Origin of the sequence: Streptomyces sp. NBC_01431 (genome assembly GCF_036231355.1) — a bacterium.
Lineage (GTDB): Bacteria > Actinomycetota > Actinomycetes > Streptomycetales > Streptomycetaceae > Streptomyces.
Window position 1 is genome coordinate 687,601 of sequence record NZ_CP109496.1, and the last position, 13,330, is coordinate 700,930.

The following is a 13,330-nucleotide window of genomic DNA, read 5'->3' on the forward strand; positions in this document are numbered from 1 at the left end:
AGGTGGGGCCGTACCGCACAGCTCCATGGTGTGCGGCCTACGCGCGCGCGTCCGGCCGGCCGGGCGGGTGCGCGCGTCCTACTGGTCCGCCGCAGCGGCGCGGCGCCGGACCTGGTCCTCCTGGGCGAGCCGGCGCAGGAGCTCGAAAACCGGAGCGCAGATCGCGAAGACGATGACCGCCCGCTCGGCCAGCTCCACCGGATCGTCGAGGCCGGCCGCGCGCTCCAGGTCCAGCCGGGCCACCGACTCGGCGAGCCGCGCGTAGGCGGCCAGTTCACCGGGGCCGTACTGCGCGTCCAGCCGCCGCAGTTCCTTCAGCGCCGCCGTCAGTCCCTGTACGTGCGGTGACGCGCCGGGCGCCTGCCAGTCCAGGGCCGTGAGCAACTCCGCCACCTCGGTCCCGGCGGCCGCTTCGGCCACCGCCTCCTCCTCGTGGCCCGTGGCCCGCTGCGCCGCCACCGGCACCGGCACCGGGAGGGCGTAGCTGACCGCTCCGAGGGCGCCCTCGGAGCTGTCGGCCCGGTCCACCGCCCCGAGCACGTCGCGGGTGGCGGCGATGGACAGACCGGGACCGCTGAACCCACCGAGCCGGCCGAGGCCGCGGCGCCCGCCATGGCCTGATCCGACCGGGCCGCCACGGGACGCCGTGGCGGGGTTCGGCGGCCGGCTCCGAGATGTGCGCGACGCGGTGCGGGGCCATCATGGCGGAGGCCGTTGTGCCCGCGCCCGCGGTCCGGCCACCGCACATCCGAGCCGGAGGCGAGGCATGCACTTGGACGAGTCGCAGAGGGCCTGGGCCGCGATCGTCGGCGTCGTCGCCCTCATCCTCGCCGATCTCGTGGCGATCATCCTGATGAACACCCTCGGCCGGTGACCGGTCGGACTGCCCCGGAGTCGGGCGCGCCGGGCGCGGGTCAGCGAGGGGGCCGGCCGCCTCGTCTTCTGGGGATATGGCCCAGCCTCCGCGTCGAGCGCTCCGGCCGGTCCGGGAGGTCGGCGTCACCGTCGGCTTCGGCTTCGGCTTCGGCGTCGATCGCGCGGGCGGGGCCGCCGCCGAGCTGGCGCCAGTGCGTGCGGTACAGCACGAAGTAGATCGCCACGGCCAGGGCGAACACCTGCATGCAGACGCCCAGCGTCAAGAAGGACCGCTCGCTCGTCAGGCCGTTGGTCAGGTACGTGAAGTTCATGCCGAAGAACCCGGTGATGAACGACAGCGGCAGGAAGATCACCGAGGCGATGGCGAGTTTGTTGATCACGAGGTTCTGCTCGTCGGCGACGAGCGAGGCGTAGGTGTCCGCGGCCCGCCGGGTTTCGTCCCGCAGGGACTCGATCTCCATCGTCACCAACTGCACGGTGCGCTCGTGCTTGAGGTTGAGCGCTCGCCACTCCTCGGAGATCTCGTGGTTCGCCATCCTGCGGTGCGTCAGGAACTCCTGGGCGACCGCGGCGTAGGGCAGGAACGCCCGGTGCAGCTGTGCCGCGCGCCGTCGCAGCCGGGCCAGGCGGTGCACGTGGTGCGGCTGCCGCACCTCGAACATCTCCTCCTCGAGGTCCTCCACCTCCAGCAGCGTCCGGGCGGCGGTGCGGCGGAATCCCTCCATGACACCGTGCATGAAGAGGAACGCCATGAGCGCCCCGTCGGTGGGCCGGTCCTGGGGCAGGCGCTCGAAGAAGGACTCGATCAGTCCCACGGGCCCCTGGTGGACGGTGATGAGGTGCCGGTCGCTGGCGAGGACGTGGATGTGGGTGATGCCCGTGCCCTCGACCACCGGCACGACGCACCCCACCGCGCCCTCGTGGTATTCGGCGCGTACGGGCTCGTGCCGTCTGCCGAACCACTCCCAGCCCTGCCCGGTCAGCCCGAGCAGGCGGGACAGCGGCTGCTCGGGCCCATCGGGCGGGGGATCCTCGCCCTGGTCGATGTCCACCATCACGAGATCGGGGCTCGCCAGCCGCTCCCGGGCCTCGGACAGCTCCGTGCGAGTGACGACGCCTTCCGGCACCGACACCACCGATACGATCATCGCGCCTCACCCGGGATGCGTGCACAAACGTGTCGATGTGATTGAGCACCTACACGGCAGCTCCCCATGGTAAAGCCGCTCACCGGCCCCCGCAGGAGAGGCCTGCCCGACGGGCTCGCGGGGAATTCGGCGCCTAAGCTGACTGGGTGGCGTCCGAAAGGGTCCTCCCATGGCTGACTATCCGCTGATCGAAGACCATGGCCTGATCGGTGATCTGCAGACCGCGGCCCTGGTGACGACGGACGGAACGATCGACTGGTTCTGCTGTCCGCGGTTCGACTCCCCCAGCGTGTTCGGGGCCCTTCTCGACTGGGACAAGGGCGGCCATTTCTCGGTCAGACCCGCGGAGGACGCGTACACCACCAAGCAGTTGTACTTGCCTGACACCGCGATTCTCGTGACGCGCTTCATGACCGAGGCCGGTGCGGGTGAAGTCGTCGACTTCATGCCGGTGACCGGGGAAACGGCCACCGACCGCCAGCGCCTGGTCCGCATTCCCTGGCCGTGGCCGAGTTGGTGGCTGCCGCGGTCCGGCCGGAGTCCGGGCCGGTGGTCGCCGTCGGGGCGGCCCCCGTCGACAGGACACCGGACACTCTCAGGGAGTGTGGTCGTCAACGTCGGCTAGGGGCCGGGTCCGGCCGGACGCCCCGGACCTCAGCGCTGTGCGTACCGGTTCTCGAAGTCCCGCCAGTCCGACTCCAGTTGCCACTGGAGGGCGGCCTTGGGGCTGGCGTCCAGGAACGCCTGGCAGTCGGCGCCGGGCGGTCGGTCCGCGTCCGGGGTGTCGTCGCGGCACGGCCGGGCGAAGGTGTCGTAGCGGTCCTGTTCCTGCCACAGGCCGGGGCCTTCGATGAAGGAGTGGTCCAGCGAGGCGCGCACCATGGTCCTGAGCTGACGAATCGTCACATGTTGTTCCGTTACCGCCTGTTGGAATACAGCGGTGAGGTCGGACCGGCTGACGCCCGGGTCGTCGGTGGCCAGGGCGACGGGCACACCGGCGTCGAGGTAGGTCCGCAGCGGGTGGCGGTCGCCCTGGACGCGCAGGATTTGGGCGTTGCTGACCAGCGGGGCTTCGACCAGCACGTGGCGGCGGCGCATCCGCTCGGTCAGTGCCGCCGGGTCCGTCTCATGGGCGAGGTCGACTCCGTGCCCGATCCGGTCGGCGCCTGCGATGTCGACGGCTTCGTTGATGTGGAACGTCAGGTCACGGCCGCCGACCCCGTGGAGGCCTTCGGCGAGTTCGCCCGCGTGCAGGCTGACCCGCACCGAAGGGGAGCGGGACTTGAGGTATCCGACCATCTTCATGTGCAGGGTGTAGTCGCGCAGCGCGATGGGGTCGTCCTCGGGCTGGACCATGTTCACCCCGACCATCCGGCCGAGCCGCCGTCGTACGAGCTCGAAGCCCAGGATCTGCTCGGCGAAGACATAGCGGGGATCCTGGGCGCGCAGCACCTGGTAGTCGAAGCGGACGCCGACCTGACAGGCCCGCGGGGCGGGGCGGTTGTCGCAGCCGAGGAGCTTGCGGGAGTCGCGGACGGCTGCGTCGTTTTCGGCCGCGGTCCGCTGGACCAGGGCCTGGAACCGCGGATCGGCCGTCAGCCGGGCGTGGAACCGCGCGAGACCGGCCGGCCCCGGATCCTTGAGGTGGATGCCGTCGACCACCTGGTTGAGGGCGCCCGACGATGGCGTGACCAAGGTCTCCAGGTAGCCGGTGTGTTCCCTGGCCGCGGCCTGCGTCACCTCTGCGAGCATGTCCGCGTCGTGACCGGTCTCGGCCTCCTCGAACTTGCCGAACGTGGCGAAGAAGTGGTCGTGTCCGGGCTGCGGGTCACCGTCGGGGGGCAGGACGAATCCCCGCATCGACCACGCCTGGACAGTGTGCCGCCGGAAGGGGCCCGGCGGTAGCGCGTCCTGTGCCGGACGCTGTCCGGCCGCGCAGGGCTGGGGCCCCGGCACCACGACGTAGGTGGTGGCGTCGATGCACTTGCGGTCCCGTGCCGCGTAGTTGATGAGCGACTCGGCCCGCACCGCGCCACCCAGATGGTGGTGCAGGTCGCCGCCCTTGGGCAACTCCTTCATGAAGTTCCCGAGTTCGGCGGGTGAGTTGGCGATGCGGGTCAAGTACGCCTGCACTTGCGCCTGTTCACCGTTAAATTCAACTGGTCCCGGCGCGGTGGCGGCTGCGGGAAGCGCCCCCGCGGCCACCGCCAGCGCCGTCAGAGCGGCCAACACCGGCCACCGGGCTCCGTACCTCTTGCGCATGTCGTTCCTCTCTTCGCCCGCGACCTCGTCCGACAGGGTGCGGCGGGGCCGGGCATGTGCAGGAGCCCCTCCCCTCACGGCCGCCCCGTCATACGCACCGGACACCAGGGGGCAGTCCGGGTAGGCGGCTGGGGCGACCGGCCCGGTCCGGTGTCGGACCCGGCTGGCACGATGCTCCGCATGGAACTCGTACGCCCCCTCGACGGCCTGGACTCCCACCCCTGGTCCACCTTCTCCCATGCCTACGGCAGCGCGGACGACCTCCCGGATCTGCTGCGGGCACTGGTCGGTGCCGACGCGGCCGCGGCGGACGAGGCCCTGTCGCAGCTGTACGGGAGCCTGCTGCACCAGGGCACCGTTTACGCGGCCAGCGCGGAGTCGGTGCCGTTCCTGGCCAGGATCGCGGTGGCCGGCCACCGGACGGCCGACGTACTCGCGCTGCTCGGTGGCATGGCCGAGAGCGAGGACGAGCACGGCATGGCACCGGGCACGCTCCGGACGGCGCTGGCCGGTCAACTCCCGTTGCTTCTCACGCTGTTGACCGGCGCCGACCCCATCGTCCGGCGGACCGCCGCCTGGGCGGTGTCCCACACCCGCGCCGCCACGAGCGTGCTGCCTGCCCTCGGTGAGCGATGGGAGGAGGAGTCCGAGCCACTGGCACGCGCGGAGGTGCTGGCCGGGATCACCCGGCTCGACCCGTCGGCCGGTGCTGCGCGGGCCGCCACCGTCCTGGGCCCGTCCCAGCCGGCCGCACTGCGCATGGCCGCCGTCTTCGCCCGTCTCGACGCCGGCGCGCCCTGGACCGAGGCGCTCCACACGACGATGCTGTCGTTGCTGCCCGCCGAGCCGTTGCGTTCCGACTTCGACATGGAACGCGCCGAACCGCTGGCAGCCGTTGTCGAGGCACTGCTCGGGCGCGGCCGGGGTGCGGACCGGGAGGGAGCGTTCGCCCTCATCGACGCCTCGTTGCGCGACAGCCGGGCCGAGGTACGTGAAGAGGCTTTGTGGGCGGCCGACCGTGCCTGCATGCTCTCCCGCGGCGCCCCGCAGCGATTGGTGCCGGGGCTGTGTGCGGCGGCCGTTGACGAGGAGGCCGTGGTCGCGTTGTCGGGCCTGCTCGGTGGTCTTGGCACCGCCGCCGCACCGGCCGCGGACGTGCTGGCCCCGCTCGCGGGCCGGGACCCCGAGCACGACGACGATGAGGCGGACCGGGCACTTGCCGCGCTCGTGCTGGTCGCGCCCGCACAGGCCGCGCCGCTCCTGGCCGCCGGGCTCGGGCGGCGCCCGCGGGCGCTCGACGCGGCGGCCGGGTTCCTGAGGCCGACAGCCTCCGCCTTCCCGTACGACGGCGAACTCCTTGACGCCGTGCGGCGCCGGCTCGCCCGGCCCGAGGACCTGAGCGGCAATGAACCAGGGCTGCTGACGGGCCTGCTCGCCGAGTGGGGCAGCCTGGCCGCCGCGGCCCTGCCCGAGCTGTACGCGGCCCTTGCGCGCTTCCCGGCGGCCGCCCGCGCCGTCGCCGCCATCGCCGCCGACAGTGCTCCCGGCGAACGCGCGCGGGTGGTGGGGGTGTTGCGGGCAGCCGCCGACCAGGGGTCGATTCCGGCGGCGAAGGCGGTGTTCGACCTCGCGGGCGAGCACGAGCCCCTGCTGCGCTGCCTCGATCGGGACATCCGGCTCGGCGGCCGAGGTCTCACGGAGGCCGCGGGGGCGGCCGGCCCGCTCGGTACCCGGGCGGCTGAGCTTGCCCCTGTGCTGCGTGCGGCACTCGCCGGCGGGGGCGGCGGCATGGGTACGCCCACGCTGGACGCGGACATCGCGATCGCCGGGGCCCTGTGGCACATCACGGGTGACGCGGCCGAGGCGGTCGCTGTCCTGGACTCGGTCTTCGAGCGGGCCCAGCACAACCCCTGGTCCCAGTGGTCCATGGTGCGGGCGGCGCGCACGACCGCACTCCTCGGTCCTGCGGGGCGGCCGCTCACCGCCCGTCTGGAAGCACTGCTGGACGATCCGGTGCAAGCTCCTGCCGCGGCCCTGGCACTCACGGCCGTGGCGGAACCAGCCTCCCTGGATCGCATCGCGCTCGCCGCCGCCGTGCTGTGGTCCGCCGAACGGGACGCCGATCCGACAGGTGCCTGTGACGCCCTGGAAGCCCTCGGCGCGGACGCCCTGACAGCCGATCACCTGCGCCGGCTGTCCGACCTGGCTGAGGGCGATGCCCGGGTCGTCCGCTCGGGAGTGGAAGGACGTGTCATTCGCCAGGACGAGGCCTTCCGGATCCGCGCCCGTGGCCTCCTCGCCGCCCGCGCGGCGAACCGGGCCGACGCACCGGGCCCAGGAGCGCGGGGCAGAGGACACGGAGCCCAGTAGGGTGAGCCGCCCGGGTTGGAAAGGTGCCGGCATGGCGCGGTTGCGCGTACTCGCGCTTGATTTCGTCGGCACCCTGGCCGGGCACGGGCCCGCCCCGGACGGGCAGTTGGTGGTCGAAGCAATCCGGGGCCTGCCCGGGGTGGTGGTCCCGGACGGTTTCGCCACCCGGTTCGATCTCGTCACCCGCCGGCTGCGGCAGAGCGACCGCGCGCGGGGCGTACGCAGTTCCTTCGCGACACGGCTGCGGCGCAGCGCCCTGGAGTGCGGCGCGGTCGTCCCCGATCTGAGGCTCGCCACCCAAGCGGTGTTCACCGCGCTGCCCGACGCGACGGTCGATCCGCGCGCGGCGGCGGCGCTTCGGCGGCTGCACGCGGGCGGTCTGCGCTGTGTGCTGGCTTCCAATACCGATCGCCCCGAGCCGGTACGGCTGCGCACCCTGCGATCCGCCTCGATCGCGGACTGCTTCGACGCACTCGTGCTCTCCGGCACGCTCGGCGTGGGCAAACCGGACCCCCGCTTCTATGCCGCGGTGGCCGCGGCGGCGGGCTGTCCGCCCGAGGAAGTCCTGTTCGTCGGGGACAATCCGCACACCGACGCCTTCTGCCCGCACGCCTACGGCATGTCCGCCGTGCTCATCACCTCCTCGCCCCGCCCGCCGGACCTGCCCGCCCGGATCGGCACGATCGGACACCTCAGCGAGCTGTCCGCCCACCTGGACCGCATCAGCCGCTGACGGCTGCTCACCTTCCGGGAGCGCCCACGCGCAGCCCGTCCATCACGAGGTCCATGAGCCGGCCGGCCCGCGACTGCCAGTCTCCGTGCGGGTCGATCTGCCAGAGCCCGGCGATGGCGAGCACGAAGTCGTCGGGGGTGACTCCGGGACGGATGGTGCCCGCCTCCTCGTTCGCCCGCAGCAACAGCTCCACGGCGGAGAGCACCGGCTCGTAGCCGAGCCCGGCCAGGCTGCCGCATGAGCTGGTGGCCTGGCGCATCGCGTCGGCGAGGCCTGCCTTGGCCATGGCGTACTGGGTCAGGCGGTCCATCCACTCGCGCAGGGCCCGGTCGGGCGCGCGGGTTTCGAGCAGGTGCGACGCGGCGTCGGACACCTGCTGGACTTCGTAGCGGTAGACCTCCAGGACGAGGGCCTCGCGGCTGGGGAAGTTGCGGTAGAACGTCCCCTGCCCGACGCAGGCCTTCTTCGCGATGGCGCTGAGCGGGACGTCGGCCGAGTGCGTCAGCTCCACCAGTGCGACTTCCAGGATGCGTTCGCGATTGCGCTGCGCGTCGGCACGCAGCTTCGCGTCCTTGTTGTCTCCCACTCGTCCTCCCTCCACGCACACTCCCGTGCACGCGCTTCCCAGCGCCGCGCCAGAAATACCCTTGCTAAGCGGACAACTGTCCACTAGGTTCAACTCCCAGCGGACACTTGTCCGCTTGGGCCCACCATAGCGGCAGACACAGCTCGTACGGGCGATCGGTGGCGATCGCGGCCGGCTCCCCCGCCGCCGCACCGCCGGGCCCGGGACGACACCTTCTACGTACAGCGCCACCCCTCATGTACCGCCCGCACGCGGTGTCCGCATCACGCACGGTCCGCCGGGAGCACCGCGTACGCCGCGACGGCCGCCAGGTGACAGGCACGGCTCGGCGCTCGGTCGACCACGTCGGCAAGGGGCCCGCGCCTCGGCACCCGCCGCGCACCTTCACGCGAAAGAAGGCTGATCATGGCCCCATCGACGTCCAGCGCCATCGCCCTCACCGTCAACGGCGAAAAGCACACCCTGCCCGTCGACCACCGCACCACCCTGCTCGACGCGCTGCGCGAGCGCCTCGACCTGACCGGCACCAAGAAGGGCTGCGACCAGGGCCAGTGCGGCGCTTGTACGGTGCTGATCGACGGGCGCCGGGCCCTGTCCTGCCTGCAACTCGCCGTCGCTGCCGAGGAACGCGAGATCACCACCATCGAAGGGGTGGCCCAGGGCGATCAACTGCACCCGGTGCAGCAGGCGTTCCTCGATCTCGACGGCTATCAGTGCGGCTACTGCACACCGGGGCAGATCTGTTCGGCGATCGCGGTGATCGAGGAGCACGCGGCGGGCTGGCCCAGCGCCGCGACGACCGACGTGCGGCCCGAAGCGGGCGTGCCGGCGCTCACCGCCGAGGAGATCCGGGAGCGGATGAGCGGCAATCTGTGCCGCTGCGGCGCGTACGTCTCGATCGTGCAGGCGGTGGCGAGGGCCGCCGAATCCGCGCAGGCCCCGCCAGGCGATTCGGGCGACGCCGCCGGAAAGGGCGTGGCGGCATGAGGGAGTTCGGCTATCGGCGTGTGTTCGACGTGCCCGGCGCGGTCGCGCTGCTCGGCACCGACCCCGAGGCGCGCTACCTCGGCGGCGGCACCAATCTGGTCGACCTGATGAAGGCCGGGGTGGAGCGGCCGGCCCTGCTCGTGGACGTACGCGAACTCCCCCTCGACCACATCGAGGCCACGGCGGACGGCGGGCTGCGCATCGGCGCGACCGTCACCAACAGCGACCTCGCCGCCCATCCCGACGTACGGCTCCGCTATCCGGCACTGGCGCAGGCCGTGCTGGCCGGGGCGTCGGGCCAGTTGCGCAACATGGCGACGGTCGGCGGAAACCTCCTCCAGCGCACCCGCTGCGGCTACTTCGTCGATGCGACCAAACCCTGCAACAAGCGGGCCCCCGGCACTGGTTGCCCCGCCATCGCGGGTGAGCACCACAATCACGCGATCCTCGGCGCCTCGGAGCACTGCGTCGCCGTCCACCCCTCCGACATGGGCGTGGCGCTGGCCGCCTTCGACGCGGTCGTCTCGTACGAAACGGCGGACGGGCCCGGCGAGTTGCCTCTCGCGGAGTTCTATCGTCCGGTCGGCCGGACCCCGCATCTGGAGACCGCGCTGCCGTCCGGCGCGCTGATCACCGCCGTCACCCTGCCGCCGGCTCCGGTCGCCGCCGCTTCCCGCTACCGCAAGGTGCGCGAGCGCGCTTCCTACGCGTTCGCCATCGGCTCGCTCGCCGCCGCGCTCGACGTCCGGGACGGGAGGGTGCACGAGGTGCGCCTCGCCTTCGGCGCGGTGGCGTCCCGGCCGTGGCGGGCACGTGAGGCCGAGCGGGTGCTGACCGGCGGTCCGGCAACCGCCGAGGCGTTCGCCGCGGCCGCGGACGCCGAACTGGCAGTCGCCAAGGTGCTGCCCGACAACGGATACAAGGTGACGTTGATGCGCAATCTGGTCGTGGCCCTGCTGACCGAGCTCACCGAGGAGGCTGCCCGATGACGACCACGCCCACCACGGCGGTGACGGGATCCGTCGGCAGCGCCCACACGCGGGTGGAGGGCCGCGACAAGGTCACCGGCGCGGCCCGTTACGCCGCGGACCTTCCCTTCGCCGAACTCGCGCACGGCTGGCTGGTGTTGTCGACAGTGGCTCGCGGGCGGGTCCGCTCGGTGGAGTCGGCACCCGTCCTCGCCATGCCGGGCGTCCTGACGGTCTTGCACCACGGGAACGCGCCGCGCGTCGACGGTGACTACTCCGGCCTCCTGGGCCGCCCCGACCCGATCGTCGCGTGCTTCCAGAACGATCAAGTCCCGTGCGCGGGCTGGCCGGTGGCGCTGGTCGTGGCGGAGACGCCCGAGCAGGCCAGGGAGGCAGCCGAAGCGCTGGTCGTCCATTACGACGAGGAGCCGCACGACGTCGACTTCGCGGCCGGACGCCCCGGAACGTACACGCCCGAGAACTCCCCCGCGCTTCAGGCGGAGACGGACAAGGGAGACCTCGAAGCCCAACTCGCCTCTTCCGCCGTCGTGGTGGACGCCGAGTACAGCACGCCGGAGGAGTACCACAGTCCACTGGAGCCACATGCGGCGACGGCGCGCTGGGAGGGCGGACGTCTCGAAGTAGTCGACTCCAACCAGGGCACCATGTGGGTCGCGGACGAACTCGCGAAGCTGTTCTCCCTCGATCCGGCGTCGGTGCGGGTGCGTTCCGAGCACATCGGCGGAGCCTTCGGCTCCAAGGGGTTGCGTCCGCACCAGGTGCTCGCCGTGATGGCCGCGACCGTCCTGGACCGCCCGGTCCGCGTCGTACTGACGCGCCGTCAGATGTTCTCGGTGGTCGGCTACCGCAGCCCCACCGCGCAGCGCGTCAGGCTCGGCGCGGACGCCGACGGACGGCTGCGCGCGCTCGACCACCAGGCCCACAACCAGACCTCGCGCGTGCACGAATTCGTGGAGCAGAGCGCCTCGATCGGGCGCGTGATGTACGACGCCGACGCGCACCACACCGTGAACCGGGTGGTTCCACTCGATGTGTCCACCCCCACGTGGATGCGCGCACCGGGCGAGGCGCCGGGCTCGTTCGCACTGGAGTCGGCGCTCGACGAGCTCGCCGAGAAGTGCGGCATGGACCCGATCGCGCTGCGCGCCCGCAACGAGCCGGTCGCCGGGCCGGTCTCCGGGCTCCCGTTCAGCAGCCGCAATGTGCTCGCCTGTTTCGCGGAGGGGGCCCGCAGGTTCGGCTGGGCGGAGCGGGACCCGCGCCCAGGGCTGCGGCGCGAAGGGCGCTGGCTGCTGGGGACCGGCACCGCGGCGGCCACGTACCCCTCGGGAGTCGCACCGTCCACGGCCGCGGTGACGGCGGAGGCCGACGGCACCTTCACCGTCCGGATCAGCGCGGCGGACATCGGAACGGGGGCGCGGACCGCGCTGACCCTGATCGCCGCGGACGGGCTTGAGGTCGAGCCGCGGCGGGTCCGGGTGCGGATCGGGGACAGCGACTTCGGCCCGGCGATGGTCGCGGGCGGCTCCATGGGCACCCGCTCCTGGGCGTGGGCGGTCATGGCGGCGGTGGCCGAGCTGCGGGAGCGGCTGGTTCCGGGCGGCGACATTCCGCCGCAGGGGGTGACCGCGCGCTCGGACACCTCTGCGGCGGTAGGCGCTCTGGTGGCGAAGGAACGGCACTCCTTCGGCGCGCAGTTCGCCGAGGTCGCCGTGGACACCACCAGCGGCGAGGTGCGTGTGCGCCGCATGCTCGGCATCTTCGCCGCGGGCCGGATCGTGAACCCGCTGACGGCGCGCAGTCAGCTCGTGGGCGGGATGACGTGGGGAATCTCGATGGCGCTGCACGAGGAGGCGGCCCGGGACCGGGCTTCGGGCTCGCACGTGGGCGCAGACTTCGCGGGCTACCACTTCGCGGCCAACGCCGACGTACCGGTCATCGAGGCGGACTGGGTGGACGACCCGGACGCGGACGATCCCGTTGGGATCAAGGGCATCGGCGAGATCGGGATCGTCGGGGCCGCTGCCGCCATCGCCAACGCGGTGTGGCATGCGACCGGCGTACGCCACCGGGACCTGCCGATCCGTCCCGACCGGGTGCTGCGCGCGGGCACCGGCCGGGCCGCCGCCCACTGAGCCCACCCCGGAGCACGGATCACGAGGAGAGACTCACATGCTGGACATAGCCGATGAGTTGCACCAATGGGTGGAGCAGGGCCGGGACTTCGCGGTCGCCACGGTCGTCGCGGTGGGCGGCAGCGCGCCGCGCCGGCCCGGCGCCGCCCTCGCGGTCGACAGCGAGGGGCTGGCCATCGGCTCGGTGTCGGGCGGCTGTGTGGAGGGAGCGGTCTACGAGCTGTGTGTCCAGGCGCTGCGAGACGGCACCTCGGTGCGCGAGCGGTTCGGCTACAGCGACGAGGACGCGTTCGCCGTGGGGTTGACCTGCGGCGGGGTCATCGACGTCCTCGTCACACCGGTCCGCACCGAAGCGCCGGGCACCTCGGTGATCGCGGCGGGTCTCGTGGCCGCGCGGCGCGGGGACACGGCGGCGCTCGCCCGCGTGGCCGCGGGCCCGTCCGGGCTCCTCGGCGGCGCCCTGCTCGTCCACCCGGACGGATCGTACGAGGGCGGTCTCGGCGGGCGTCCCGAGCTGGATTTGACGGCGGCGGCACAGGCGCGGGCGATGCTCGTCGCAGGGCGCACCGGCTCGTTCACCGTGCCGGAGAGCGGATCGCACCGCGGAGCTTCGGTGACGGTCTTCGTGGAGTCGAGCGTGCCGCCGCCCCGCATGATCGTCTTCGGCGCGGTCGACTTCGCGGCGGCGCTGGTGCGTACGGGGAAGTTCCTCGGCTACCACGTGACGCTGTGCGACGCCCGCCCCGTGTTCGCCACCCGGGCGCGGTTCCCCGAGGCGGACGACATCGTGGTGGACTGGCCGCACCGCTACCTCCAGGACACCCGGACCGACAGCCGCACGGTGCTGTGCGTGCTCACCCACGACGCCAAGTTCGACGTGCCGCTGCTGGAGACGGCGCTTCGCCTTCCGGTGGCCTTCATCGGCGCGATGGGCTCGCGCCGCACGCATGAGGACCGCAACCGCCGGTTGCGCGAGGCGGGCGTGAGCGAGGCCCAACTCGCACGGCTGCACTCGCCGATCGGGCTCGATCTGGGCGCGCGTACGCCGGAAGAGACAGCCCTGTCCATCGCCGCCGAGATCGTCGCGGCCCGCCAGGGCGGCACGGGCGCGCCCCTGACCGGGCTGCGCACACCGATCCACCCGGCCCTGGGCGAGGGCCACACCCATGGGGCCGGGACATGTGGGTTCGGGACACATAGGGCCGGAACACATGTTGCGGCTTGATACGGACACCGCCGGAGTC

Annotated in this window: 10 protein-coding genes and 1 pseudogene; 7 read left to right on the forward strand and 4 right to left on the reverse strand. The window is 72.5% G+C overall.

Going from position 1 to position 13,330, the window contains the following annotated elements; all coding sequences use genetic code 11:
• Positions 1 to 78: 78 nt before the first annotated feature.
• Both OG522_RS03390 and OG522_RS03395 read right to left on the reverse strand, forming a co-directional pair.
• The gene (locus OG522_RS03390) at positions 79 to 528 is read right to left on the reverse strand and encodes a hypothetical protein (RefSeq protein WP_329461409.1); all 450 of its coding nucleotides are present in this window, start codon (positions 526 to 528) and stop codon (positions 79 to 81) included.
• Positions 529 to 914: 386 nt separating this feature from the next.
• Positions 915 to 2,024 (reverse strand): CorA family divalent cation transporter, encoded by a 1,110-nt coding sequence (locus OG522_RS03395; RefSeq protein ID WP_329461410.1) that lies wholly within the window; start codon positions 2,022 to 2,024, stop codon positions 915 to 917.
• Between the two features lie 169 nt (positions 2,025 to 2,193).
• Here OG522_RS03395 and OG522_RS03400 point away from each other — a divergent pair.
• Positions 2,194 to 2,520: pseudogene (locus OG522_RS03400) on the forward strand (trehalase-like domain-containing protein); the annotation flags it as partial.
• Between the two features lie 158 nt (positions 2,521 to 2,678).
• Here OG522_RS03400 and OG522_RS03405 read toward each other — a convergent pair.
• Positions 2,679 to 4,286, reverse strand: a complete 1,608-nt coding sequence (locus OG522_RS03405) for an adenosine deaminase (RefSeq protein ID WP_329461411.1) — start codon at positions 4,284 to 4,286, stop codon at positions 2,679 to 2,681.
• Positions 4,287 to 4,466: 180 nt separating this feature from the next.
• Here OG522_RS03405 and OG522_RS03410 point away from each other — a divergent pair, with 180 nt between their 5' ends.
• Together OG522_RS03410 and OG522_RS03415 are read left to right on the forward strand one after the other, a co-directional pair.
• Complete coding sequence (locus OG522_RS03410) at positions 4,467 to 6,656, forward strand: hypothetical protein (RefSeq protein WP_329461412.1); 2,190 nt, start codon at positions 4,467 to 4,469, stop codon at positions 6,654 to 6,656.
• A 31-nt stretch (positions 6,657 to 6,687) separates the two neighbouring features.
• The gene (locus tag OG522_RS03415; protein ID WP_329461413.1) at positions 6,688 to 7,389 is read left to right on the forward strand and encodes an HAD family hydrolase; all 702 of its coding nucleotides are present in this window, start codon (positions 6,688 to 6,690) and stop codon (positions 7,387 to 7,389) included.
• A gap of 7 nt (positions 7,390 to 7,396) precedes the next feature.
• On the opposite strand, the gene OG522_RS03420 is transcribed toward OG522_RS03415, so the two are convergent.
• Positions 7,397 to 7,975: a TetR/AcrR family transcriptional regulator gene (locus tag OG522_RS03420; RefSeq protein ID WP_329461414.1), complete on the reverse strand. Its 579-nt coding sequence runs from the start codon at positions 7,973 to 7,975 to the stop codon at positions 7,397 to 7,399.
• 405 nt (positions 7,976 to 8,380) lie between these two features.
• On the opposite strand from OG522_RS03420, the gene OG522_RS03425 reads away from it, so the two are divergent.
• From OG522_RS03425 to OG522_RS03440, 4 genes are read left to right on the forward strand one after another with little or no spacing between them, the layout of a single operon-like run.
• Positions 8,381 to 8,962 (forward strand): (2Fe-2S)-binding protein, encoded by a 582-nt coding sequence (locus OG522_RS03425; RefSeq protein WP_329461415.1) that lies wholly within the window; start codon positions 8,381 to 8,383, stop codon positions 8,960 to 8,962.
• A complete protein-coding gene (locus tag OG522_RS03430) occupies positions 8,959 to 9,951 on the forward strand; it encodes an FAD binding domain-containing protein (RefSeq protein ID WP_329461416.1) in 993 nt (330 codons plus the stop codon). The genes OG522_RS03425 and OG522_RS03430 overlap by 4 nt, the downstream gene beginning before the upstream one ends.
• Positions 9,948 to 12,086 (forward strand): xanthine dehydrogenase family protein molybdopterin-binding subunit, encoded by a 2,139-nt coding sequence (locus tag OG522_RS03435; RefSeq protein WP_329461417.1) that lies wholly within the window; start codon positions 9,948 to 9,950, stop codon positions 12,084 to 12,086. The genes OG522_RS03430 and OG522_RS03435 overlap by 4 nt, the downstream gene beginning before the upstream one ends.
• Positions 12,087 to 12,123: 37 nt before the next feature.
• Positions 12,124 to 13,311, forward strand: coding sequence for an XdhC/CoxI family protein (locus OG522_RS03440; protein ID WP_329461418.1), 1,188 nt, complete (start codon positions 12,124 to 12,126; stop codon positions 13,309 to 13,311).
• Positions 13,312 to 13,330 lie beyond the last annotated feature (19 nt).

Bases quoted from the DNA above. Each gene is read 5' to 3' on its own strand.
- OG522_RS03395 (WP_329461410.1), bottom strand. From the start codon at position 2,024: ATGATCGTATCGGTGGTGTCGGTGCCGGAAGGCGTCGTCACTCGCACG.
- OG522_RS03405 (WP_329461411.1), bottom strand. From the start codon at position 4,286: ATGCGCAAGAGGTACGGAGCCCGGTGGCCGGTGTTGGCCGCTCTGACG.
- OG522_RS03410 (WP_329461412.1), top strand. From the start codon at position 4,467: ATGGAACTCGTACGCCCCCTCGACGGCCTGGACTCCCACCCCTGGTCC.
- OG522_RS03415 (WP_329461413.1), top strand. From the start codon at position 6,688: ATGGCGCGGTTGCGCGTACTCGCGCTTGATTTCGTCGGCACCCTGGCC.
- OG522_RS03425 (WP_329461415.1), top strand. From the start codon at position 8,381: ATGGCCCCATCGACGTCCAGCGCCATCGCCCTCACCGTCAACGGCGAA.
- OG522_RS03430 (WP_329461416.1), top strand. From the start codon at position 8,959: ATGAGGGAGTTCGGCTATCGGCGTGTGTTCGACGTGCCCGGCGCGGTC.
- OG522_RS03435 (WP_329461417.1), top strand. From the start codon at position 9,948: ATGACGACCACGCCCACCACGGCGGTGACGGGATCCGTCGGCAGCGCC.
- OG522_RS03440 (WP_329461418.1), top strand. From the start codon at position 12,124: ATGCTGGACATAGCCGATGAGTTGCACCAATGGGTGGAGCAGGGCCGG.